The organism is Streptomyces sp. NPDC001194, from assembly GCF_042896985.1.
Taxonomy (GTDB): Bacteria; Actinomycetota; Actinomycetes; order Streptomycetales; family Streptomycetaceae; genus Streptomyces.
In genome coordinates this window covers 31292-53970 of sequence record NZ_JBIAXU010000015.1, presented here as the reverse complement: position 1 = coordinate 53970, position 22679 = coordinate 31292, and the positions used below count along the sequence as shown (strand labels likewise).

General features: G+C 73.5%; 22 protein-coding genes. 13 read left to right on the top strand and 9 right to left on the bottom strand.

What is annotated here, in order from left to right; all coding sequences use genetic code 11:
• The first annotated feature begins 32 nt into the window (after window positions 1–32).
• Window positions 33–812, top strand: a complete 780-nt coding sequence (locus tag ACFY1T_RS25795; RefSeq protein WP_030859068.1) for an enoyl-CoA hydratase/isomerase family protein — start codon at window positions 33–35, stop codon at window positions 810–812.
• A gap of 44 nt (window positions 813–856) precedes the next feature.
• On the opposite strand, the gene ACFY1T_RS25790 is transcribed toward ACFY1T_RS25795, so the two are convergent.
• On the bottom strand, window positions 857–1810 hold the full coding sequence (locus ACFY1T_RS25790) for a zinc-binding dehydrogenase (protein WP_390790278.1): 954 nt from the start codon (window positions 1808–1810) through the stop codon (window positions 857–859).
• Window positions 1811–2009: 199 nt separating this feature from the next.
• On the opposite strand from ACFY1T_RS25790, the gene ACFY1T_RS25785 reads away from it, so the two are divergent.
• Genes ACFY1T_RS25785 through amaP form a run of 5 tightly spaced genes read left to right on the top strand, consistent with a single transcriptional unit; the run spans window position 2010 to window position 4249 of the window.
• Window positions 2010–2441 carry an Asp23/Gls24 family envelope stress response protein gene (locus tag ACFY1T_RS25785; RefSeq protein ID WP_078860112.1) on the top strand — a complete coding sequence of 144 codons (432 nt, stop codon included), beginning with the start codon at window positions 2010–2012 and terminating at the stop codon, window positions 2439–2441.
• Between the two features lie 13 nt (window positions 2442–2454).
• Window positions 2455–2637: a hypothetical protein gene (locus tag ACFY1T_RS25780; protein ID WP_030859074.1), complete on the top strand. Its 183-nt coding sequence runs from the start codon at window positions 2455–2457 to the stop codon at window positions 2635–2637.
• Between the two features lie 7 nt (window positions 2638–2644).
• Window positions 2645–3070, top strand: coding sequence for a hypothetical protein (locus ACFY1T_RS25775; protein WP_390790277.1), 426 nt, complete (start codon window positions 2645–2647; stop codon window positions 3068–3070).
• Window positions 3067–3669, top strand: a complete 603-nt coding sequence (locus tag ACFY1T_RS25770; RefSeq protein ID WP_390790276.1) for a DUF6286 domain-containing protein — start codon at window positions 3067–3069, stop codon at window positions 3667–3669. Before ACFY1T_RS25775 ends, ACFY1T_RS25770 begins: the two co-directional genes overlap by 4 nt.
• Window positions 3670–3673: 4 nt before the next feature.
• Window positions 3674–4249 (top strand): alkaline shock response membrane anchor protein AmaP, encoded by a 576-nt coding sequence (amaP, locus tag ACFY1T_RS25765; RefSeq protein ID WP_390790275.1) that lies wholly within the window; start codon window positions 3674–3676, stop codon window positions 4247–4249.
• A 6-nt stretch (window positions 4250–4255) separates the two neighbouring features.
• Here the strand turns inward: amaP and ACFY1T_RS25760 are convergent, their stop codons facing one another.
• The 6 genes from ACFY1T_RS25760 to ACFY1T_RS25735 form a co-directional block, all read right to left on the bottom strand.
• Window positions 4256–5011 carry an SDR family oxidoreductase gene (locus ACFY1T_RS25760; protein ID WP_390790274.1) on the bottom strand — a complete coding sequence of 252 codons (756 nt, stop codon included), beginning with the start codon at window positions 5009–5011 and terminating at the stop codon, window positions 4256–4258.
• A gap of 10 nt (window positions 5012–5021) precedes the next feature.
• Window positions 5022–5816: an SURF1 family protein gene (locus ACFY1T_RS25755; protein WP_390790273.1), complete on the bottom strand. Its 795-nt coding sequence runs from the start codon at window positions 5814–5816 to the stop codon at window positions 5022–5024.
• Window positions 5817–5899: 83 nt separating this feature from the next.
• A complete protein-coding gene (locus ACFY1T_RS25750; protein WP_078622409.1) occupies window positions 5900–6133 on the bottom strand; it encodes a hypothetical protein in 234 nt (77 codons plus the stop codon).
• Between the two features lie 64 nt (window positions 6134–6197).
• A complete protein-coding gene (locus ACFY1T_RS25745) occupies window positions 6198–7175 on the bottom strand; it encodes a DEDDh family exonuclease (protein WP_134075758.1) in 978 nt (325 codons plus the stop codon).
• A gap of 43 nt (window positions 7176–7218) precedes the next feature.
• Window positions 7219–9807 carry an MXAN_6230/SCO0854 family RING domain-containing protein gene (locus ACFY1T_RS25740; protein ID WP_390790272.1) on the bottom strand — a complete coding sequence of 863 codons (2589 nt, stop codon included), beginning with the start codon at window positions 9805–9807 and terminating at the stop codon, window positions 7219–7221.
• 152 nt (window positions 9808–9959) lie between these two features.
• A complete protein-coding gene (locus ACFY1T_RS25735; protein ID WP_390790271.1) occupies window positions 9960–10595 on the bottom strand; it encodes a TetR/AcrR family transcriptional regulator in 636 nt (211 codons plus the stop codon).
• A 125-nt stretch (window positions 10596–10720) separates the two neighbouring features.
• On the opposite strand from ACFY1T_RS25735, the gene ACFY1T_RS25730 reads away from it, so the two are divergent.
• The 4 genes from ACFY1T_RS25730 to ACFY1T_RS25715 are packed head-to-tail and all read left to right on the top strand — an operon-like array spanning window position 10721 to window position 14960.
• A complete protein-coding gene (locus ACFY1T_RS25730) occupies window positions 10721–11518 on the top strand; it encodes an acetoacetate decarboxylase family protein (RefSeq protein WP_390790270.1) in 798 nt (265 codons plus the stop codon).
• Window position 11519: 1 nt separating this feature from the next.
• Window positions 11520–12404, top strand: coding sequence for an SDR family NAD(P)-dependent oxidoreductase (locus tag ACFY1T_RS25725; RefSeq protein ID WP_390790269.1), 885 nt, complete (start codon window positions 11520–11522; stop codon window positions 12402–12404).
• Between the two features lie 46 nt (window positions 12405–12450).
• Window positions 12451–13743, top strand: a complete 1293-nt coding sequence (locus ACFY1T_RS25720; protein WP_390790268.1) for an amidohydrolase family protein — start codon at window positions 12451–12453, stop codon at window positions 13741–13743.
• Complete coding sequence (locus tag ACFY1T_RS25715) at window positions 13743–14960, top strand: amidohydrolase family protein (protein WP_390790267.1); 1218 nt, start codon at window positions 13743–13745, stop codon at window positions 14958–14960. The genes ACFY1T_RS25720 and ACFY1T_RS25715 overlap by 1 nt, the downstream gene beginning before the upstream one ends.
• 30 nt (window positions 14961–14990) lie before the next feature.
• Here ACFY1T_RS25715 and ACFY1T_RS25710 read toward each other — a convergent pair whose 3' ends face one another.
• Window positions 14991–18056, bottom strand: coding sequence for an NACHT domain-containing protein (locus ACFY1T_RS25710; protein WP_390790266.1), 3066 nt, complete (start codon window positions 18054–18056; stop codon window positions 14991–14993).
• A 114-nt stretch (window positions 18057–18170) separates the two neighbouring features.
• On the opposite strand from ACFY1T_RS25710, the gene ACFY1T_RS25705 reads away from it, so the two are divergent.
• The 3 genes from ACFY1T_RS25705 to ACFY1T_RS25695 are packed head-to-tail and all read left to right on the top strand — an operon-like array spanning window position 18171 to window position 20870.
• Window positions 18171–19106, top strand: a complete 936-nt coding sequence (locus ACFY1T_RS25705; protein WP_390790265.1) for a sterol desaturase family protein — start codon at window positions 18171–18173, stop codon at window positions 19104–19106.
• Window positions 19103–19798: a lysoplasmalogenase gene (locus ACFY1T_RS25700; protein WP_390790264.1), complete on the top strand. Its 696-nt coding sequence runs from the start codon at window positions 19103–19105 to the stop codon at window positions 19796–19798. Before ACFY1T_RS25705 ends, ACFY1T_RS25700 begins: the two co-directional genes overlap by 4 nt.
• Window positions 19799–19826: 28 nt before the next feature.
• Window positions 19827–20870, top strand: coding sequence for a zinc-dependent alcohol dehydrogenase family protein (locus ACFY1T_RS25695; protein ID WP_390790263.1), 1044 nt, complete (start codon window positions 19827–19829; stop codon window positions 20868–20870).
• Between the two features lie 67 nt (window positions 20871–20937).
• Here ACFY1T_RS25695 and ACFY1T_RS25690 read toward each other — a convergent pair whose 3' ends face one another.
• Window positions 20938–22479: a S8 family serine peptidase gene (locus ACFY1T_RS25690; protein WP_390790262.1), complete on the bottom strand. Its 1542-nt coding sequence runs from the start codon at window positions 22477–22479 to the stop codon at window positions 20938–20940.
• Between the last annotated feature and the right edge of the window lie 200 nt (window positions 22480–22679).

Sequence of the window (22679 nt, the reverse complement as noted above, 5' to 3'; positions counted from 1 at the left end):
ATTGCGGCCGACTGCACACCGGAGGCACACAGATGGCTCTGCTCGACAAGGACGGCGTACGGCTCACCGTGGACGACTCGGTCGCGACGGTGACACTGACCAATCCGGCCAAGCGAAACGCCCAGTCCCCCGCGCTCTGGCGGGCGTTGGCGGAGGCCGGAAGGTCGTTGCCGGGCACCGTCCGGGTCGTGGTGCTGCGCGGTGAGGGCAAGTCCTTCTCCGCCGGACTCGACCGGCAGGCGTTCACCCCCGAGGGTTTCGAGGGCGAGCCGTCCTTCCTCGATCTGGCGCGCGGTTCGGACGAGCTGCTCGACTCCACCATTGCCGAGTACCAGGAGGCTTTCACCTGGTGGCGGCGGAACGACATCGTCTCCATCGCCGCTGTTCAGGGCCATGCGATCGGCGCCGGCTTCCAGCTCGCGCTGGCGTGTGACCTGCGCGTGGTCGCGGACGACGTGCAGTTCGCCATGCGCGAGACCAGCCTGGGTCTCGTGCCCGACCTGGCCGGAACCCAGCCGCTGACCTCGCTGGTCGGCTATGCCCGCGCGCTGGAGATCTGCGCGACGGGCCGCTTCGTGCATGCCGAGGAGGCCGAGCGGGTCGGTCTGGCCAACCTGGTCGTACCGGCCGACGAGCTGGACGCGGCGGTGCAGGACCTCACGACGGCGCTGCTGTCTCCGCCGCGCGATGCCGTGATCGAGACGAAGGCGCTGCTCCGCGACGCCGGATCCCGGCCCTACGACGCCCAGCGCTCGGCGGAGCGCGCCGCCCAGGCGCGCCGCCTGCGCGACCTGGCCGGCCTCTCGGACTGACCCGGAGCTCCGGGGGCTCCCGCCCCCGGACCCCGGTGGGCCCGTCAGGGGATCAGGAGGGCCTTGCCCGGGATCTCGCGGCCTTCCATCGCGCGGTGTGCCCGCGCGGCCTCCGCCAGCGGGAACCGCCGCGCGATCACCGGGCGCAGCCGCCCCGCCGCCGCCTCGGCCAGGGCGAAGCCCGCCAGGCGGGTGATCTCCTCCGGCGGGTACTGGACCTCGGCGATCCCGCGCAGCGCGATCCCGCGCCGCTGAGCCCGCGCCGGGTCCAGTGCGGTGAAGCCGCCGCTGGGGGCGCCGTGCGCCGAGACCCGCCCGCCGTCGCGGACCAGCCCGAATCCGGCCAGGCCCAGCTCGCCGCCGACCCCGTCCAGGAGCACGTCGACCGGACCGCCGACCGCCTCGGTCCACCCCGGCTCCGCGTAGTCCACCGCCAGGTCCGCGCCCAGCTCCCGGATCAGCGCCAGCTTCCGCTCACCCCGCGCCGCCCCCACCACGTACGCCCCCGCGGCCACCGCGAACTGCACCAGCAGCGTCCCCATCCCGCCGGCCGCGCCCAGGATCAGCACCCGCTCGCCCGCCTCGATGCCGATGCCCTCCACGATGCCGGAGCCGGTCACCCCGTCGTGCGCCAGCGCCGCGGCCTCCGCCGCCTCCAGCCCGTCCGGGACCGGGACCAGGAATTCCACCGGGACCCGGACCAGTTCCGCGTACGTCCCCCGCGTACCCGGGGCCGCCACCATCCGGCGCCCGCGCAGGCCGGGATCCACCCCCTCGCCCACCGCGACGACGGTGCCGGCGGCCGCGCCGCCCGGCACGTACGGCGGGTGGATGCCGAAGGATTCACCCCAGCCCCCGCGGATCTGGGTCTCCACGAAGATCGTGTCCACGGCCTCGGCCCGGACCAGCACCTCGCCCGGCCCCGGCACCGGATCCGGCAGTTCCACCGGCACCAGGACCTCCGGACCGCCGTACCCGTCCACCCGTATCGCCCGCATGACGCTTCCCCCTGCCAGCCCTGTTCGAAAACGGCCCCTCGGCCTTGATCACTCGCCCACTCTCCGACCTCGACCGCAGTTGAGGTCAAGAGGTGGCGGGGGGTCCGTTCCCGGCCGACCGGCGTAGTCCCGGTGCGCCGCCGGGGCACCGCGCATACCGTGGTGCGGAGTGAGTCCAATCCGCGCGAAGGGACACGCGATGACCGAATCCACATCCGGGGGTGCCTCGCGCAACCCGGCCGACCGCGGCCGCACCACCATCTCGGACGGGGTGGTCGAGAAGATCGCCGGACTCGCCGCCCGCGAGGTGGTCGGCGTCCACGCCATGGGCAGTGGCAGCGGCCTCTCCCGTACCTTCGGCGCCGTCCGCGACCGGGTGCCCGGCGGAGCGAAGTCCTCGGCCACCCGCGGGGTGAAGGCCGAGGTCGGCGAAGTGCAGACCGCCCTCGACCTGGAGATCGTCGTCGACTACGGCGTGTCGATCCGCGACGTCGCGAGGGCCGTCCGTGAGAACGTCATCTCGGCGGTCGAACGGATGACGGGCCTGGAGGTCGTCGAGGTCAACATCGCGGTCAGCGACGTGAAGCTGCCCGACGAGCCCGACGAGGAGCCGGAGTCCCGGCTCCAGTGAAGGAGGAGCTCCCATGAGGATGGCCGTCGTCGGCCTCTTCGCCGGCATGGCGCTCGCGTTCGCCGGGTACTTCGGCGGATTCGGGGCCTTCCTGCTGGTGGCGGCACTCGGCGCCATCGGCTTCATCGTCGGCCGGTTCCTGGACGGGGACCTGGAACCCGGCGTCTTCTTCCGCCCCCGCGACCGCGACAGGTGAGGCCCCGATGACCACGCCACGGGTGGTTCCCCCACACGCGCCCCCCGCAGAACGGGGGGCCACCCGGATCGCCGACCGGGTCGTCGCCAAGATCGCGGCCCAGGCCGCCCGCGAGGCCCTCGCCGCACAGCCGGACGGGCCGCCCCGGGGCGCCGGGCCCGCCGGCGGCTCCGGTTCCGCCGGTTCCGCCGCCGGGCGGGCCGCCCCGCACGCCGCCGTCACCGTGCACCACGACATCGCCCGGGTACGGGTGAGCCTGGAGCTCGACTACCCCTGCGACCTCGCCGCCCGGTGCGCGGCCGTCCGCGGCCAGGTCGTCCGCCGCGTCGAGGAGTACGCCGGCATGTCCGTGCCCGAGGTGGACATCGACATCGAGCACCTGCACTCCGCGCACACCCGCACCGCCGCCCTGCGGGACCGGAAGCTGCGGTGACGGCGCCCGCCCGCGGCCAGGCCCCGCCCCGGGAAGCGGCCCCGGCCCGCGTCCGCCGCTTCCGGTCCGCCCGGCGGATCCCGTCCGCGCTGACGGCCCTGGCCGTGCTGGGGGCGGCGGGCCTCTTCCTCTACGACCTCGCCGCCGTACGGGCCGGCCGCCCCGGCATGCGGTGGCGCGGGGAACTCGCCCACCAGCTGGAGCAGCAGACTCCCGCGGACCCGTGGGTGCTCGTCGGCGCCGCGGTGCTCGCGGTGGCCGGGGCGGTGCTGCTGCTCCTCGCCCTCACCCCGGGGCTCCGCGGGATCCTGCCGATGCGGACGCCGGACCCGGACGGCGGGGTACGGGCCGGCCTCGGCCGCAAGGCCGCCGCGCTGGTGCTGCGGGACCGGGCGATGGAGGTGTCCGGGGTGCGCTCGGCGCGGGTCGCGGTGCGGCGGTCCCGCGTCGCGGTCCGGGCGCAGTCCCACTTCCGCGAGCTGGACGACGTACGGGCCGACCTGGAGGAGGTCGTGGCCGTCGGCATCGGTGAACTGGGCCTCGCGCACGAGCCGAAGCCGCGGGTACGGGTCACCAGGGCCCCCGTCGGGAAGAGGTGAGGGGATGCTCGGGACGGTGAACCGGATCCTGCTCGGGATCATCGGCGCCGTGCTGCTGGCCGCCGGGGTGGCGGTGCTGACGGCGCTGCGGCCGCTCGGCGGCCGCCACGAGCCGCTGCTCTCCGCGGCGACCCGCGCGCGGTACTGGCATGCCGAGGGCTGGTGGTGGTGGGCGGTGCTCGCCGGGCTCGGGGTGTGCGTGGTGCTCGCGCTGTGGTGGCTGCTGGCGCAGCTGCGGCGTTCGCGGCTGCCCGCGGTCCTGGTCGACACGGGTGACGGGGCGTTCGCGGTGCTGCGCGGGCGGGCGTTGGAGGAGGCGGTGGCCGCGGAGGCGGGGGCGCTGGACGGGGTCGCCCGGTGCAGCGTCGCGCTGCGGGGCAAGCAGGGGCGCCGGAGCCGGCGCGCGGGTCCGAAGCTGCGGGTGGAGCTGGAACTGGAGCCGCACGCCGTGCCGGCCGACGCCCTGGCGGGGCTGGCCGGCCCGGTGCTCGGCCACGCCCGCCGGTCGGCGGGCCTCCCCGAACTGCCTGCGGAGGCCCGCTTCCGGATCACTTCCCACCGCGCGCGGCGGGTGACGTGAGGGGCTTCAGAAGCCGTGGCGGGAGCCGCCGTCGACCGGGAGCATGATGCCCGTCAAGTACGAGGCCGCGGGCGACAGCAGGAAGGCCGCCGCGCGGCCGAACTCCTCCGGGGTGCCGTAGCGCCGCAGCGGAATGCCGGATTCGTTGGCCGTGCGGGCCGCCGCCGCGTCGCCCGACAGGGCGTCGAGCTCGCGGACGCGGTCGGTGTCGATCCGGGCCGGCAGCAGTCCGACCACGCGGATGCCGCGCGGTCCGAGCTCCACCGACAGGGACTTGGCGAAGCCGGCCAGCCCCGGCCGCAGCCCGTTGGAGATCGTCAGGCCCGGGATCGGCTCGTGGACCGAGCCCGACAGGACGAAGCCGATGACCCCGCCCTCGCCCAGCTCGGCCGCCGCCGCGCGGGCCAGGCGCACCGCCCCGAGGAAGACCGACTCGAACGCCGCCGCCCACTGCTCGTCGGTGTTGCCCGCCGCCGAACCGGGGGCGGGGCCCCCGACGCTGATGAGGATGCCGTCGAGACGGCCGAAACGGTCCTTCGCGGCGGCGACGAGCGCGGCCGCCGCCTGCGGGTCGGCGTTGTCCGCGGCGAGGCCCACGGCGTTCGGACCCAGCGAGGCGGCCGCCCCGGCGGCGCGCGCCGCGTCACGGCCCGTCACGATCACCTTCGCGCCGTCCGCAGCCAGTTCGCGCGCCGAGGCGTAGCCCAGGCCGCGGGTGGCGCCGGTGACGACGTAGACACGGTCTTTCAGTCCAAGATCCATGCCCGACACGCTACGCCGTGGGCGCCGGCTCCCGCTCGGGGGTGGCGCCGGCGGCCGCGGCCGCGGCGCGGTCGCGCCTCTCGCGCCGTACGAGGACCAGCCAGCCCACCGGCACCGCCGCGGCGAACAGCCACCACTGCACGGCGTACGCCATGTGCGGGCCGATCGAGTCGTGGTCGGGATCGGCGATCGGCTCGGGGCTGCCGCCCGCCGGGACCGGAGCCGTGAGCTCCATGTAGCCGCCGAGGACGGGCTTGCCCAGGTACTCCGCCTGCCGGGCGCTGTTGATCAGCATCACCTGGCGGTCCGGCAGGCCCTTGCGGTCCTTGATGCCGCTGCCGACGCTCGTCTCGTCGGCCTTCAGCCGCCCGGTGACCGTCACCTCTCCCGAGGGCGCGGCCGGCACGGGCGGGTACGCGCGCGGGTCGTCGCCGCCCGCCACCCAGCCGCGGTTGACCAGGACCACCCGGCCGTCGGCGAGCACCAGCGGGGTCAGGACGTGGAAGCCGACCTTGTCGTCGTTGTCGGTGCGCATCCGGACGACGACCTCGTGCGCGGAGTCGTACGTGCCGGTGGCGGTGACGGCGCGCCAGAAATCGGCGCGCGGGACCTGGTGGCCGGGAGAGGTCACCTCGGTCACCGGTACCGGCTTCGCGGACAGGTTCGCCGCGATCAGCTCGTTCTGCGCGACCCGGTGCTCATGGCGGTGGTACTGCCAGAACCCCAGCTTGATCATCGCGGGGATGAGGGCGAGGGCGATGAGGGTGAGGCACACCCATTGCCGGGTCAGTACAAAGCGGTACACGCCCACGACGGTACCCCCAGCCGGGAAGACCCCGGCGGCCGGGTGGCCGTCCGGGGTCGGGAGGGGCGAGAGGGAGAGGAGGGTCACACGCGGTCGACGATGCCCACCTTCCCCTCCGCGCGGGCGCAGTGCGCCCCGCAGTACCACTGGCCCTCGACCTCGACGCCCTGTCCGATGATCTGCACCCGGCAGTGCTCGCAGATGGGCGCCATGCGGTGGATGGCGCAGGAGAAGCAGTCGAAGACGTGCACGCTGCCCTGCGCGTGCACCTCGAAGGACATGCCGTAATCGTTTCCGCAGACCTCACAACGTGCCATGCGCCACAGGGTGGGACCCGACGGGCGGGACGGGAAAGCGGGTGCCGGGCGAGTCGCCCGACGCTCACCCGTCTGCCGCAGCCACGTCCCGGAGCAGTTGGGTGAAGGCCGCCTCGTCGACCACCGGGGTACCGAAGGACTTCGCCTTGACCGTCTTGGAGGTGGCCGAGTCCGGGTCGTTCGTCACGAGCAGGCTCGTGAGCCGCGACACGCTCGTCGCGACGTGCAGCCCGGCCTCGACCGCCCGGTCCTCCAGCAGCTCCCGGTCCACCGAGGTGTCACCCGAGAAGGCGATCCGCATGCCCTGCTTCAGCGGTTTGCCGTCCTCGAAGCGCCCCGGGTTCGGGTGCGGGCACGGCGGCCGCTTGCGCGAGGGCCGCCAGCTGTTGCTCCCGTACGACGCCTGCTGCCCGATCCGCGGGGTGACGGGGGAGTCCGACCACTCCGTCAGCGGCCGGCACTCCAGCAGGGGCAGCCGTACGCCGTCCCGTGCGGCGGCGTGCAGCGACGGACGGAACGCCTCCGCGAGGACGCGGGCGTCGTCGAGGGCGTGGTGGGCGCGCTGCTGGACCACGCCGAAGTGCGCGGCGAGGGACTCCAGCTTGTGGTTGGGGAGCGGGAGGTTCAGCTCCTTCGACAGCGCGATGGTGCACAGCCGCTGACGGACCGGTGCGGTCTCGGCGGCCCGCGCGTACTCCCGGGCGATCATCTGCCAGTCGAACATGGCGTTGTGCGCGACGAGCACCCGGTCCGCGAGCCGGCCCGCGAACTCCTCGGCGATGTCCTTGAAGAGCGGCGCGTCCTGCAGCATGTCGCTGGTGAGCCCGTGGATCCAGACCGGTCCCGGGTCCCGCTGCGGATTGACCAGGGTGTACCAGTGGTCCTCGACATTGCCCTGCGCATCGAGCCGGTAGACGGCGGCGGAGATTATCCGGTCGTCGCGAGCGAGCCCGGTCGTCTCCACGTCGACGACCGCGTACCCCTCTGGGTACGCGGTCGGCCACGTCGTCTCTGCGGTCGTACGGTCGTCGAGCATGGTCACAGAGGATATCGGCACACACTGACACCCGGCGCCCCGCGGACCCTCACCCCAGTGCCGCCACGAGGTCGCCCGCCGAGAGCTGTTCGAGCCCGCAGCCGTCAACGGGCCCCGGCAGCAGCCGGTATGCGGACCCGCCGGACCCGGCCGGCGCCACATCGCCCTCGACCAGCGCGAGGAACACCGACTTCCCCGAGACCGCGGCGCCCGCGAGGGCGCCGGCGTCCTCCGTCGGCCGCCGGACGTCCGGATCGCGCAGCCCGACCAGGCGGGAGGCGAAGGCGACGGTGTCCTCGCCCGCGCCCCGCCGGTACGTCCAGAGCTCGTCCGGGTCGCCCGGCCGCGGGGTGCGCCGCAGGACGAGCACCTCGGGGCAGCGCGCGGCCGCGTGCCAGGCCGCCAGCTCCCACAGGGTGGTGCGGCCCGTCGAGAAGTACGTGAACAGGTCGCGGCCGATGCGGGCCAGGTCCTCCTGGTGCGCCCACACGCTGTGGTAGCCCTCGTCGTCCGGCAGGTGCACGTCCGTCCACAGGAACCCGCGCCGTTCCAGGTCGACGAGGAGCGGAACGTGGATCCGGGAGTTCCCGGCCAGGTCGTAGCGCTGGCGGACGGTCCGCGGATCGAACCGGGAGGTGCGCCCGGAGCCGCGGGGCAGGGCCATGAACCCGGCGAACGCGTCGGGCAGCACCTCGAAGGGGATGTTGTTGTAGCCGAAGACCACGGGCATGGCGAAGCGCACCCCGGTGTCGGCGAGCCGGTCCAGGTCGATGTCCACGTACTCGCTCGCGCCGCGGGGCGCGGGGGCGGAGGTGAGGTCCCCGGAGTGGACGACGGCTCCCTCGCGGTAGACCAGGTTCGTGAAGTCGCACAGGCCCGCGTAGTTCCAGTCGGAGTCGAACAGGACCACCGACAGGTCCAGGTCCACCCGCTTCTTCGGCGGCTCCATCCAGTGCAGGAACATCCGCAGCACATCGCCGCCGGGCAGTGCCTGGAAACTTCCCTTGGGCACCGTCACCAGGGCCTTGGCCGCCGCCCGCTCGGCGGAGGGCACGTGGAGGCGGGCGAGCCGGGAGTCGAGCACCGCCGCCTCGTACGGGTCCGCCGCGGCCAGCCGGCGCAGCAGCTCGCGCTCGAACAGCTCGCACACCGAACGGGTCACCGCCTCGGCCAGCGGCGCCCGGTCCTCGTCCCGGGCGTACGAGTGCGCGACCCGGCCGCGCGGGAAGAACACCCGCCGGGTGCCGGGCAGATGGCGGATCCGCAACCGGCCGAGCGCGGAGAGCAGGGGCCCGGGACCCGCCTTCGGCAGCCGGTCGGCCAGCACCCGCGCCACCCGCCCGGGCAGGGCCTCGGCCGCGTACAGCCGCAGCAGGTGGTCGAGCCGACGTACGAGTTCGCCGGGCCGCTCGGCGAGCACGGTCAGGGCCGCGTCCGGGTCGCCGGCGCGCAGGGCCTCCTCGGCGCGCCCGGTCCAGGTGGCCGGGCGCAGGCGCGCGCCGTCGACCCGTACGGCCTGCGGGTGCGCGGCGGCGGTCGCCCGCAGGGCGGCGCCGAGCCCGGGCCCGGAGGTGTCGGTCCCGCGCAGGACGGCGAAGGCGAGCGCGGCGCGCGGGTGGTGCGCGTACCGCTCGAAGGGGTGCAGGATCTCCGCGGCGCGCTTCCAGGGGTCGGGGTGGCGCAGGACGTCCTCGACGAGCGGCCCCGGATCGAGGGCGTCCAGTACGGCGAGCAGCTCGCGCCGCAGCGCGCGCGGCAGGGAGCGCAGCCGCGGCGGCGCCAGCAGGTCCGCCTCGCCGCCGGACCAGACGGCGAGCAGCCGCAGGACGTCGGTGGCGGTGGTGAGCCGCTCGGGCAGCAGGGCCCGTACGCCCTCCCGCGTGCGGCGCTCGCGCAGCAGGGTGCCGAGCACCAGGGCCTTCGTCTCCCGTACGGGGATGGCGTCGGGCAGCCAGTCGAGCGCGGCCGGGGCGTGCGCGAGGAGGACCCGGGCCTCCTCGGTGTCCTGGGCCGAGAGCGGGGTGCGGCGGGCGAGGAGCTTGCCGAGCGCCGTGACGGCGTCGGCGGCGCGGTCGGCGCCGAAGGCCAGCAGCCGCAGCGGGCCGCCCCCCGGGGGAGCGGCGTCGTGCGGTGGTGACGGCCGCAGGAACGGGTCGGCCGGGTCGATCCGGCGGTGGCAGATCGGGCAGCCCGCGTAGTCGGCCCCGTCCCAGCAGGTGCGGCAGACGAGGTGGGCGCAGGGCGCGACGGGGTGGACGGAGCCGACGGTCGCGCACAGAACGCACGGCTGGTCCGGCCACTGGTGGAGCAGCGTGAGCACGCGCTCGGTCCACAGGGCACGGGTGTCGTCCGGTACCGAGGCGGGGAACGAGCGGAAGAGCGGGATGTGGGTGCGGTCGGCGCCCAGCAGGATGTCGATGTCCTTGAGCAACTGCTTTCCCGCGGCGGCGAGTCCGGCGGGCCCGAGCCAGGCGAGCGCCGAACGCAGGGGGCCCGTGAGGGCGTGGCCGCGGTCGAGGAGTTCGGCCTCCAGGGCCGTCAGGCCCTCGGCGGTCGACGGATCGCCCGGGCGGGGCCCGGCCTGGTCGACGTAAACGGTGTGCAGACGGCGCAACAGGACGGTCGACAGCTCGGGCAAAAGGGGGATTCCTCCGGAACCGGGAAGGGCGTGGGGCGGGGGCGGAGAGGGGACGCGCTACGGGTGTCGTCAGAAGGATGAGAAGGAAGCACGTCGCGGAGCCGCCCCCGCGCAGCCGATACAACCACGGACACCGGGGGCCTCCAAGCGATTTACCGCGGGGGCGGGTTCGGCGCCGCCAGCAGGGAGCGGACGAGGGCGCGCAGGGAGAGCAGGAACAACCGTTCCGGGTCCGCCGGGCGGGCGAGGGCGCGGGCGAGCTCGGGGTCGTCGGGAGCCGCGGAGGGGTCCCAGAGCTCGCTTTCGGCGGGGGACTGGGCGGGGGAGCGCTCGCGATTGCGCTCCACGAGGAGGTACCCGACGATCTGGAACTGGACCGCGCGCACGGCGTCGGCGGCCCGCGCCCCGCGCAGCCCGGCCGCGTGCACCTCGTGGACCAGGGCCTGCTGCGCGGGCAGGAACATCCGCTCGGTGAGACCCCGTTCGTGGACCATCGCGATCAGGTGCGGCCGCTCGCGCAGTTCACGGCGCAGGGTCCGGGCCACGGACAGGATCCGCTCGACGGGGGTGCGGCCGGCCGGCCGGATCGCTCCCATCTCCTGGACGGTCCGCTCCACGAGGGCGTCGAGCAGCGATTCGCGGTTGCCGACGTGCCAGTAGATGGAGGTCACCGCCGTGCCGAGCTCGGCGGCGAGTTTGCGCATGGTGAGGGCCGCCGGGCCGTGCTGCCTGACCAGGGAGCCGGCCGCCGCCAGCACCTCGTCACGGGTGAGCGTGGTTCTGGCCATGGCCGTCTCCCGCCAATCTGTCGGATCGTCAGTTCTGGTCCGTGCAGGGGTCTTTACCCTTCATCGGAGGCGGTGTAACTGTGTTACAGAACCGATCCGCTCAAGGACGAGGGATGGTGCGAGACATGGCACGCGTACGGTACGGAGCGCGCACCGAGGCAGAGATCACGGCGTCGCGCGAGAAGAGCGCCAGGCTCCCCGACATCTGGTCCACCGGCGTGGTGGCGGTCTGGGAGAGCGACCCCGACGTGGTGGCGGCGGTCCTGCCGCCCCCGCTCAAGCCCGCCGACCGGCCCCTCGTACGGGCCAACATCAGCAAGGTCGACCTGCCCGGCTACCCCCTGGGCGCCGGCTCGGTGGCCGTCGCCGCGCAGCACGGCGGGGTCGAGGGCTGGTACCCGCTGGTCATGCCGATGACCCACGAGCGGGCGCTGATCGGCGGCCGAGAGGTCTTCGGCGAGCCGAAGAAGCTGGGCGAGGTCGACGTCGAGCGCGACGGGCTCGTCGTACGGGCCGCCCTGGCCCGGCACGGGATCGCCTTCGTGGAGGTGCGCGGGGCGGTCGACCGCGCACTGCCGCTGCCCGAGCCCGCCGCCAAGACCGACTTCTACTTCAAGTTCCTCCCGGCGGTGGACGGTTCGGGCTTCGATGCCGACCCGGTGCTCGTCCACGTCACCCGCAACGAGAAGGTCCGCAAGCTGGAGCACATCACCGGTGACGTGGTCCTGCGCGAGTCGATGTTCGACCCCGTCGCCGACCTCCCCGTACGCCGGATCGTGGAGATCACCATCGGCGAGAAGACCACCGACCAGAAGGGCCGCGTCGTCGAGCGGGTCAGCGCACAGGCCCTCCTCCCGTACATCCACCAGCGCTACGACGACCCGATGCAGATCCTCGACGGCCCGCCCGAAGGGAGCGTGTGACATGCGGCTCGAACCCGGACAGGTGGCCGTCGTCACCGGCGCCGCAGGCGGCATCGGGCTCGCGATGGCCCGCCGTTTCGCGGCCGAGGGGCTGAAGGTCGTCCTCGCCGACGTGGAGGAGGCGGCCCTGCGCAAGGCCGCCGACCAGCTGACCGCCGACGGAGCCCGGGTGCTGGCCAGGCCCGTCGACGTCAGCGACCGCGACTCCGTCATCGCGCTCGCCGACGCCGCGTACGAGACCTTCGGCGCCGTGCACGTGCTCTGCAACAACGCGGGCGTCGGATCCGGCGCCGAGGGTCGGATGTGGGAGCACGAGCCCAACGACTGGAAATGGGCCTTCTCCGTCAACGTCTGGGGCGTCTTCCACGGCATCCAGGCCTTCGTCCCGCGCATGATCGCGGGCGGCGGCCCCGGCCACGTCGTCAACACCTCCTCCGGTGACGGCGGCATCGCCCCGCTGCCCACCGCCTCCGTCTACGCCGTCACCAAGGCGGCCGTGGTCACCATGACCGAATCGCTGTACGCCCACCTCAAGGCGGAGCGTGCGGCCGTCGGAGCCTCCGTGCTCTTCCCCGGACCGCACATGCTGCGCACCGGACTGTGGGAGTCGCACCGCAACCGGCCCGAGCGGTACGCGAAGCAGCGGCCGCGCAAGACCCCGTACCGCAGTCTCGACCAGTACGAGGCCGCCATGAAGCAGGCCGGCCACGAGGTGGAGTTCACCCCCGTCGAGGAGGTCGCCGAGCACGTCGTCGAGGGCATCCGCGCCGGCCGCTTCTGGATGCTCCCGGCGAGCGAGCACAGCGACCGGCAGATCCGCGCCCGGTCGCAGTCGATGCTCGACCGCGCCGACCCCGCCTACCTGGAGAGCTTCATCCTCGACTGACTCGTCTGACGCGATCGAATCGACCGACTCGCCCGAGGAGCGACCGTTGACCGACAGCAGCGCGTACGAAGACCCGTACCTGATCATCTCCTCCGACTGTCACGCGGGACTGCCCACCGAGCAGTACCGCCCGTACCTCGACTCCCGCTTCCACCCGCAGTTCGACGAGTTCCTGGGCCAGCGCGACGCCCGCCGCGCCGAGGCCACGAAGCTGGGGGTCCGCAACGAGGCCTTCGCCGAGAAGTGGTTCCACGATCACGAGGAAGGCCTGCGGGGCGGCTGGGACACGGGGCAGCGCCTGAAGGAGCTCGACGGCGACGGGGTCGCCGCCGAGGTCGTCTTCCCCGACGCCGACGCCGTGGACAGCCAGACCGCCGCCCCCTTCGGGGTGGGCCTCGGCCTCTCCGGCGACCAGGACCCCGAGCTCGGCATGGCGGGCGCGCAGGCGCACAACCGCTGGCTGGCGGAGTTCGTCTCCGAGACCCCCGAGCGGCACTGCGGGGTCGCCCTGCTGCCCGTCACGGGCGAGCCGGGAAAGGTCGTCGCCGAGATATACCGGGCCAAGGAGTCCGGGCTCGGCGCGCTGATGATCCCCGCGATGTGGGTGGACAAGGCGCCCTACCACGACCGCCGCTACGACCCGGTGTGGGCGGCCGCCGCCGAGACGCGGATGCCGATCGTCACCCACTCGGGGTCCTCGCCGCGCCACGAGTACGGCGACCACCTGGGCATCTTCGTCTCCGAGGTCACGTGGTGGCCGGCCCGCCCACTGTGGTTCCTGCTCTGGTCCGGGGTCTTCGAGCGCCACCCGGGGCTGCGGTTCGGCGTCGCCGAGTCGGGCTGCTGGTGGCTGCCGAACCAGCTGTGGTTCATGGACCGGCTCTACCTCGGCGCGCACGGCGGCAAGAAGCTGTCCCCGTTCGAGGAGCTCAAGCGCCCGCCGAGCGAGTACCTGGACCGCCAGGTGTTCGTCTGCGCGACGAACACCAAGCGGCGCGAGCTGGCCCAGCGGTACGAGATCGGCGTGGACAACATCCTGTGGGGCTCGGACTTCCCGCACCCCGAGGGGACCTGGCCGAACACCCGGAACTGGTTGAAGAACACCTTCCACGACATCCCGGTCGGCGAGACCCGGCGGATGCTGGGGCTGGCGGCGGCGGAGGTCTTCGGCTTCGACACCGGGAAGCTGGCCCCCATCGCCCGGCGGATCGGCCCGACCCCGGCGGAGCTGGGCCAGCCGGCCGACCAGGCGGCGGTGGAGGCCTCGTGGGCCCGCTCGCGGGAGACGGGCCGCCACTGGCTGACGGGCGGGGACTTCCCGGTCCTGGGGGTGAACTGATGGCGGAGCGGTACACGGTCATCTCGGCGGACTGCCACGCGGGCGCGGACCTGCTGGACTACAGGCCGTACCTGGAGAAGCGGTACCACGAGGAGTTCGACGCCTGGGCCGCCACGTACGTGAACCCGTACGAGGACCTCCTCGCGGACACGGCGGACCGCAACTGGAACTCGGCGCGCCGGCTCTCCGAGCTGGAGGCGGACGGCATCGTCGCGGAGGTGGTCTTCCCGAACACGATCCCGCCGTTCTTCCCCAAGGCCTCGCTGATGGCGCAGCCGCCGACGGCCGCGGAGTACACGATGCGCTGGGCGGGGCTCCAGGCGCACAACCGCTGGCTGGCGGACTTCTGCGCGGACGCGCCGGGGCGGCGGGCGGGCGTGGTCCAGATCCTGCTCAACGACGTGGACGCGGCGGTGGAGGAGATCCGCCGCACCCGCGAGGCCGGCCTGACGGGCGGCATCCTGCTGCCCGGCGTCCCGCCCGGCTCGTCCGTCCCCGAGCTGTACTCGGCCGCGTACGACCCGATCTGGGCGGTCTGCGACGAGCTGGACGTCCCGGTCAACCACCACGGCGGATCGGCGTCGCCGCCGCTCGGCGACGAACCGGCCGCGCGGGCGGTCTTCATGGTGGAGACGACCTGGTTCTCGCACCGTGCCCTGTGGCACCTCGTCTTCGGCGGGGCGTTCCGCCGCCACCCGGGCCTGAAGCTGGTCCTGACGGAGCAGGGCTCGGGCTGGATCCCGGGGGTGATGGAGATGCTGGACTACTACCACGGCCGCCTGGTCGCCGCCTCGGCCACGGCCGAGTCGAAATTCGGGGCGGGCCTGGCGGAGGCGATGGGCAAGGGCCCGAGCGAGGTCTGGCGGGACAACTGCTTCGTGGGGGCCAGCTTCATGCGCCCCCACGAGGTCCCGCTGCGGGACCGGATCGGCCTCGACAAGATCATGTGGGGCAGCGACTACCCCCACGACGAGGGCACCACCCCGTTCTCCCGCGAAGGCCTCCGCATCGCCTACGCGGGCCTCCCGAGGGAGGAGGTGGCGGCGATGGCGGGCGGCAACGCGGCCCGCGTCTACGGATTCGACCTGGCCCTGCTGGACCCGATAGCCGCCGTACACGGCCCCCTGGTCTCGGAGATAGCCGAACCCCTGAAGGAGGTCCCCCCGGAAGCCACCAGCCCGGCCTTCGCCCGGGGCGGCTCGGTCCGCGTCTGGTAGCCCCCGGATCCCGCCCGCCGTCGGGGCGGCTCAGCTCATGTGGACGAGCCGCTCCGGCGGGAACAGCTCGGTGCCGAGCAGGTCGTTGGGGCCGTACACCTCCACGGTGAGGTCGTCCTTCGCCGCCAGCGGGGACAGGTCGACCGGCCCGGCGGAGAAGCTCACCACGAGCCGGGTCAGGTGCGGCAGCGCGAGGAGCGGCTCCAGCCCCGATCCCGGCGTGCACTTCAGCAGGATGAGGTCGGTCAGTTCCCGGTGCCGGACCAGCATCGAGGGTACGACCGCCATCCCGTTCAGCTGGAGCAGCTTCAAGCCCGGCACCGACGGCCCGTCCGCCAGCCGAAGGGCCTGCCGTTCCCCGGAGATGGTCAGGGCTTCGAGCTCCGGCCACCGCTCCAGCCCGTCGAGACCGACGTGGCGGGCTCCCTTCAACAGCGCGAGCGACCGCAGGGTGCCGGCCAGGGGCAGGTCGGCGAGCTCGGAGATGCCGGCCTCGAAGTCCAGCGTGAATCCCGTGAGCGAGCGGAGCGTGGCCAGCGGCGCCAGGGACATGCCCTCCGCGAGCCGCGAGAGGCCCAGGGAACGCAGGGGCAGCCCGGACAACGGGGAGAGGTCCGCGATGCGGGGGCATTCGTAGAGCCCCAGGCCCCAGAGGTCGGGGAGGGCGGTCAGGGGTGAGAGATCGGTGAGCAGCTCGTCCCGGTGAATGGTCAGCCCTTCCAGGTCCGGCCGGCTGACGACGGCCTCGGGCAGCCAGTGCCCGTCCCTGAGGCTGATGTGCCGGGCGTGGGGCAGCAGCGGCAGGTGGGCCAGTTCCTCGGAGGTGTAGACGCTCACATAGGTGGTGGCCAGCTCGGCCTGCGCCAGGACGGACTCGACGTAGTCCGGCGTGTTGAACCTGCGCCAGTTGTCGGCCAGCTCGACCGCCACTTGAGGCCGCGCATCCGTCCGGAACCGGGCGATGAGGCCGAGTGCCTGGGGGCCGCCCACCAGGGCGGCGGTCCGGACGGTGACCGCGGCCTCCCTTTCGGTCAGATCCGCCGGCCCGGGCAGCAGGTCCAGGACCAGCTCGCCGGCCCTGGCCAGTTGCTCCGCCTGCGTGAACCGGGCGGGTGGCAGCAGGCCGGCGGTGCGCGACTGGATCTCGGCGCGGATCCCCGGGTCGAGCTCGGGTGCGTGCTCCAGGCAGGCCGCCGTCAGCAGGACGAGGCGGTCGTGGGCCGACTTCACCTTGTCGGCGCGGCGCAGCAGGCCCCGCAGGAGGCGGGCGCGTTCGTCCGGGCGGGCGTGGCCCACCGCCATGCGGACCACGTCGTCCCAGGAATCGTCCTGCGCGTTCTTCACCAGCACGCCGAAGTCCCGCGACTCCACCGCCGCCTTGGCGCCCAGGTAGTCCTGGAAGGTGCGGTGGACGAAGACCACCGACCCCGGGGACGGCTCCAGGAGCAGGCCGCTGCGGATCAGCAGGTGCGTGAAGACCGGCTCGGCCCCGCCCTGCGCCCGTACCTGCGGCATCGCGTCGAGCCACTCGCCCACCATCTCGACGGCCTCGTCCCGGCCCGCCTCCAACTGCCCGTTGCGGATCAGCCAGTACGCGAACCGCTGGAGCAGCGCGATCTGCTCCTCGCGGGTCAGGTAGACCCCCTCGACCCCGGCGATCTCGCGCTCGGTGTCCCGCCGGACCAGGAGCATGTCCAGCGCCGCGTCGTACAGTTCCTTGCGCGCCCGGGGCAGCTGCATCCGCCGGTCCTGGTTGAGCGCGCACAGCAGCGCGCACATCAGCGGGTTCGTCGCCAGCCGGGCCAGGTCCCGCCGGGAGGAGACCGCTTCCAGCAGCGAGGCCTCGTACGCGTCGACCTCCTGCCCGTCCGCGCGGGCCGCCGCGTGCCAGTGCGCGACGAAGGCCCGGATGTCCCCCCGCTCCATCGGCAGCATGGAGCGGGCCGCGAAACCCTGGCCCGCGAGCCAGTCCTCGGGGACCGCCGACGGACGGGTGGTCACCACGTACCGCGCCTTCGGGAAAGCGGAGACGAGCGAGCGCAGCCAGGTCTCCGTGCGGGCGCGCAGCCGCTGCGGGACCTCGTCCACCCCGTCCACCAGCACCAGCGCCCGGCCGCTGACCATCAGGTCCTCCACCCAGCCCGGCGGGCCGGAGAGCGGTACGCCGCCCGCGCGCAGGAAGTCCTCCGGCAGCGGCAGATCGCCCGACGCGGTGAACGAGCGCAGCCGCAGTACGAACGGGACGCAGGTGCTCCTCGGGCCGGCCGTACGGCGGGCCGCGTTCAGGGCGAGCCACTGCACCAGGGTCGACTTCCCCGAGCCCGCCGGGCCGCGCAGCAGGATCCGGTCGGCGCCGTCGAGGGCCTGCTCGGCCCGTACCCGGGTCCGGTGCACGGCCGGGTCGCCCGGCATCGGATGCTCCTCGCCGCTGACCGCCAGGCTGATGTACGCCACGTCCAGCGGCCATTCCCGGCGGGAGCGGCTCAGGGTGAGGCCGAAGAGCCGGAGGCGGCCGTGGGTCTCGGCGACGTACCGCGCGTACCGCTCCTCGAAGGCGAGGGCCGCCCCGTCCGGGCGGTCCGCCAGCCGGTCCACCGCCCGGGCCAACTCGCCCGTCCGGCGGACCAGTTCCACGTCCGTCCGGGCGCCGAAGCCCGGGAGGGTCGTGACGTACTCCACCGCGTGCGCGCAGCAGAGGGCCACCAGGCCGCGGTACAGGCGCTCCGCCGCCTCGTTCAGGCCCGGTGGCGGGGGCGGCAGGGTCGCGGCCAGGGCCGAAGGATCGAGGTCCGCCGCGAGCAGGGCGTCCGGGGTCAAGGGGCCGAGCGTCGTGAAGGCGTCGGCCACCGCGTCCAGCGCCGCCAGGCGCTCGTGCTCCGGCAATGACCCGCACACCGGCCCCATGCGGGAGGCCAGGCTGTGCGTCAGGCGGCGGATCTCCGGGTCGCCGAGCTCCGCCGGGCGGCGCCAGGGCGGGGTCGGGCGGGCCGGGTCGGGCGTCAGGCCCGCCCCCGGGGACCGGGTCAGCAGCGACTTCACCAGCGCCCCCGCCGCCGTACCCGCCACACGTAAGAGAACCGTCTCGAAGCCCGTCATGCCCCTGCCCTTCCCCCGGCCCGGAGATTATCGCGCGAACCGCCGGTAACCCCGATGGATACCGATCGGTAACAACCCCTGGCGGTGCCCCCGAAGCCGCTCTATGGTGCGGGCATGCCGAACCTGCCCGATGTCGTGCTGTGGTCCATACCTGCCTTCGTGCTGCTCACCGTCATCGAGGTGGTGAGCTACCGGCTCCATCCCGACGAGGACGCCGCCGGCTACGACACCAAGGACGCCGCGACGAGCGTCGCCATGGGCCTCGGCAGCATCGGCTTCGACCTGCTCTGGAAGCTCCCGGTCGTCGCGGTCTTCACGGCGGTCTACGAACTGACCCCGCTGCGCGTGCCGTTCCTGTGGTGGACCGTCCTGCTGATGCTGCTGGTCCAGGACTTCCTCTACTACTGGCAGCACCGGCTCCACCACGTCATCCGCATCCTGTGGGCCTGCCACGTCGTCCACCACAGCAGCCGGAACTTCAACCTCACCACCGCCCTGCGCCAGCCGTGGACCAGCGCCACCACCTGGTGGTTCTACCTGCCGATGGTCGCCGTCGGCGTGCACCCGGCCGCCATCCCGTTCTGCTACGGACTCAACCTCCTCTACCAGTTCTGGGTCCACACCGAGCGCATCGGGAAGCTCCCGCGGCCCTACGAGTACGTCTTCAACACCCCCTCCCACCACCGCGTCCACCACGCCTCCCAGGGCGGCTACCTGGACCGCAACTTCGGCGGGATCCTGATCGTCTGGGACCGGATGTTCGGCTCCTGGGTGGCCGAGACCGACAAGCCCGTCTACGGGCTCACCAAGAACATCAACACCTACAACCCCCTGCGCGTCGCCACCCACGAGTACGCCGCCATCGCCCGCGACGTCCGCGCCGCCCGCAGCTGGCGCGAGCGCGCCGGACGCGTCTTCCGCGGCCCCGGCTGGCAGCCCGCGGCCCCGGCCGCCGCCGACGCCGCCCCGGCCGCCGCCCCCGCCGGGACCGCCGCCCCGGCCGCCGCCGAGTCCGCCGCCCCCGCGAAGGCCTCGGAGCACGCCGCGTGAGCGACACCGAGTCCCGTACGCCCTCCTGGGCGCGGCCCGCGCCCGAGCGGGCGCCGGGCGCCGGCCGTGTCCTGCTCGGCGCCTTCGCCGTCGCCACCGCCCTCGACCTCGGCTCGCTGCTGGCCGGCTGGCACCTCGGGCACGTCCTCGCCAAGCCGCTGCTGATGCCGCTGCTCGTCGCGTACGTGATCACGCGCAAGGCTCCCCGCCTGCTGGTCGCGGCCCTGCTCTTCGGCTGGGGCGGGGACCTGGCCCTGCTCTTCGACGCCGACCCCGCCTTCCTCGTCGGCATGGGCTCCTTCGCCGCCGGGCACGTCTGCTACCTCGTGCTGTTCGGCCGCGGGAAGACGCATCCCGCGCTCGGGGGCGCGTACGCCCTCGCGCTCCTCGGGACCGTCGCCCTGCTCTGGTCCGACCTCCCGGCCGACCTGCGCATCCCGGTCGCCGGGTACAGCCTGCTGCTCACCGCCATGGCCTACCGCTCCAGCGCCCTCGGCCCGCGCGCCGGCCTCGGAGGGGCGCTGTTCCTGGTCTCCGACACCCTGATCGCCACCGGGGTCGCGGACTGGCCCCAGCTCCCGCGTCCCGACTTCTGGATCATGGCCACCTACGCCGCCGCGCAGTACCTGCTCGCCACCGGCGCGCTCCCCGCTCCCACTCAGGCGTACCGTAGGACAGTCATACAAGACTGAACCAACTGATCCGGAGGGCTGCACACCCATGCGCGCCACCGTCATCCACGCCCCGCACGACATCCGCGTGGAGGAGGTGCCCGACGCTGCGATCCAGCGCCCCGAGGACGCCGTCGTCCGCGTCCTGCGTGCCTGCATCTGCGGCAGCGACCTGTGGGCCTACCGCGGCGAGGCCGCGCGCCAGCCCGGCCAGCGCATCGGCCACGAGTTCCTCGGCGTCGTCGAGGAGACCGGCTCGGCCGTGTCCGGCCTGAAGGCCGGCGACCTCGTCGTCGCCCCCTTCATGTGGTCCGACGGCACCTGCGACTACTGCTCCGAGGGCCTGTACACCTCCTGCGTGCACGGCGGCTTCTGGGGTTCGGTCGGCTTCGACGGCGGCCAGGGCGAGGCCGTCCGCGTCCCGCACGCCGACGGCACCCTCGTGAAGCTGCCCGCCGCGGCCGTCTCCGACGACCAGCTGCTGACCGGGCTGCTCGCCCTCTCCGACGTCATGGGCACCGGGCACCACGCCGCGCTCGGCGCGGGCGTCCGCAAGGGCTCCACCGTGGCCGTCGTCGGCGACGGCGCCGTCGGCCTGTGCGGGGTCCTCGCCGCCAAGCGCCTCGGCGCCGAGCGGATCATCGCACTGGGCCGCCACACCGCCCGGACGGACATCGCCAGGCTCTTCGGGGCCACCGACATCGTCGCCGAGCGCGGGGAGGCCGCCGAGGCCGCCGTCCGCGAGCTCACCGGCGGCCAGGGCGCCCACGCCGTCATCGAGGCCGTCGGCACCGAGCAGTCCATGCGCACGGCCGTCAACATCACCCGCGACGGCGGGGCCATCGGATACGTCGGCGTCCCGCACGGCAGCGGCACCGGCCTCGACCTCGGTGTGATGTTCGACCGCAACATCACCCTGCGCGGCGGCGTCGCGCCCGTGCGCGCGTACATCCCGGAGCTGCTCGAGGACGTGCTGAGCGGCGCGATCGACCCGGCGCCCGTCTTCGACCGGGCCGTGTCCCTGGACGAGGTCCCGGACGGCTACCGCGCGATGGACGACCGCAGCGCGCTGAAGGTGCTCATCAAGCCCTGACGGCCCGCAACGGGAGCAGGGGCCGGTCCGGGGGAGTCCCCCGGGCCGGCCCCTGCCGTTCAGACCGCTACTTCACGGCCTTCAGCGCGTCCACCACGCCGTAGCCGTAGTAGCCGGTCTGGCCCCACTTGCTCTGGCACGTCGTGGCGTCGACCAGCGCGCCCGTCGCGTCGTAGACCTTCTCCGGGCAGGCCGTCTTCGTGGCCTGGGCCTTCAGCATCGCCTGGAGCTGCGAGGGCGTGGCCTTCGGGTGCGCGCTCTTCAGCAGCGCCGCCACGCCCGCCACGTGCGGTCCGGCCATCGAGGTGCCCTGCTTGTAGCCGTAGCCGCCGCCCGGCACGGTCGACAGCACGCGCCCGTTGGCGTCCGGGGTGGCCGGGACCTGCCACTTGTCGCCGCCGGGGGCGGCGACGTCGACCACTCCCAGCCCGAAGCTGGAGTAGTACGACTTGAAGCCCTGGTCGCCGGTGGCGCTCACGGTGACCACGCCCGGGAGCTGGGTGGGGATGTCCAGGCAGACGTGCGGGTCGATCGTGCGCGGGACCGGGGTGCCGTCGTCCGGGCTCGTGTCGTCGACGATGGCGTTCGACGCCAGGTCGTGGTTCGAGTTGCCCGCCGAGGCCACGCTGAGCACGCCCTTGCGCTCGGCGTACTTGGTCGCCCGGCCGAGGGCCTCCACCAGCGCCTTCTGGTCGTCGTCCGCCTTGCAGTTGTAGAGCCAGGGGTCGACGTAGTAGCTGTTGTTGGTCACCTCGATCCCCTTTTCGGCGGCGAACATGAAGCCGCAGACGACCGCCTCGGTGAAGAACAGGCTGGTGCCCGGCTCGCTCACCTTGATCGCGGCGACCTGCACGCCCGGCGCGACGCCCGCGACGCCGATGCCGTTGCGCGCGGCGGCGATGGTCCCGGCCACGTGCGTGCCGTGGTCGCTGCCGTCGGGGTACGGGCGCCACGCGCCGTCGGTGGTGTCCGCGACGCCGCCGACGCAGTTGGCCGACTGGCCCTTGGAGAAGTTCGGGGCGAGGTCCGGGTGGGTGTCGTCGACACCCGTGTCGATGACGCCCACGGTGACGTTCCGGCTGCCATCGTTGATCTTGTGCGCCTGATCGGCCCTGATCGCCCGCAGGTCCCACTGGTTGGGCTCCAGCGGCTCCTGACCGTCCGTGGCGGACGCCGCGGCCTTGGCGGCGTCCGCCGCGCTGAGCTTCTGCGTCGTGCCCTCCTCGGTGGTCGCCACCGTCTGGAGGGGGGCCGTCCGGGTGGCGCCCACCGACACGAACAGGCTGCGCTGCGCGCGCAGCTGCTTGGCGAAGTCCGGGTTCTGGGAGTGTGCGACGACGACCCCGATCTGCTCATAGGACGTCACCACCGTTCCACCGGCCCGTTCGACGGCCTTCTTCGCGGCCTTCACGGAGGCGTAGGTGGTCAGGTTCGCGACGTACGAGAGCTTGGGGCCGGTGGTGTCGGGCTTCGCCGCGGCCGCCGTACCCGCCGTGTTGCCCAGCGGGGCGGCGGAGGCCGCGACCGAGGGCAGGAAGGCGAGCGAGGCCGTGAGCGCCAGGCCGACCGGAACGGCGATACGCCGGCGGCCGGGTCCCAGATGAGCCATGGGTTCTCCACATCATCCGTGAAAGAAGCCGTCCGCGCGGGTTCGCGCCGGACGGCGGGTTCATGACAACCGAACCTAGTGCCGACGTTCGACTTTCCGCCATCAGTTCGACGAAATCAGATTTCGAAGAATCATCCCAAGAATCAACGGGTGTTGAACCGTCCCGACGCGCCGTACGTGCCGTTGACAAGGGGGGATCA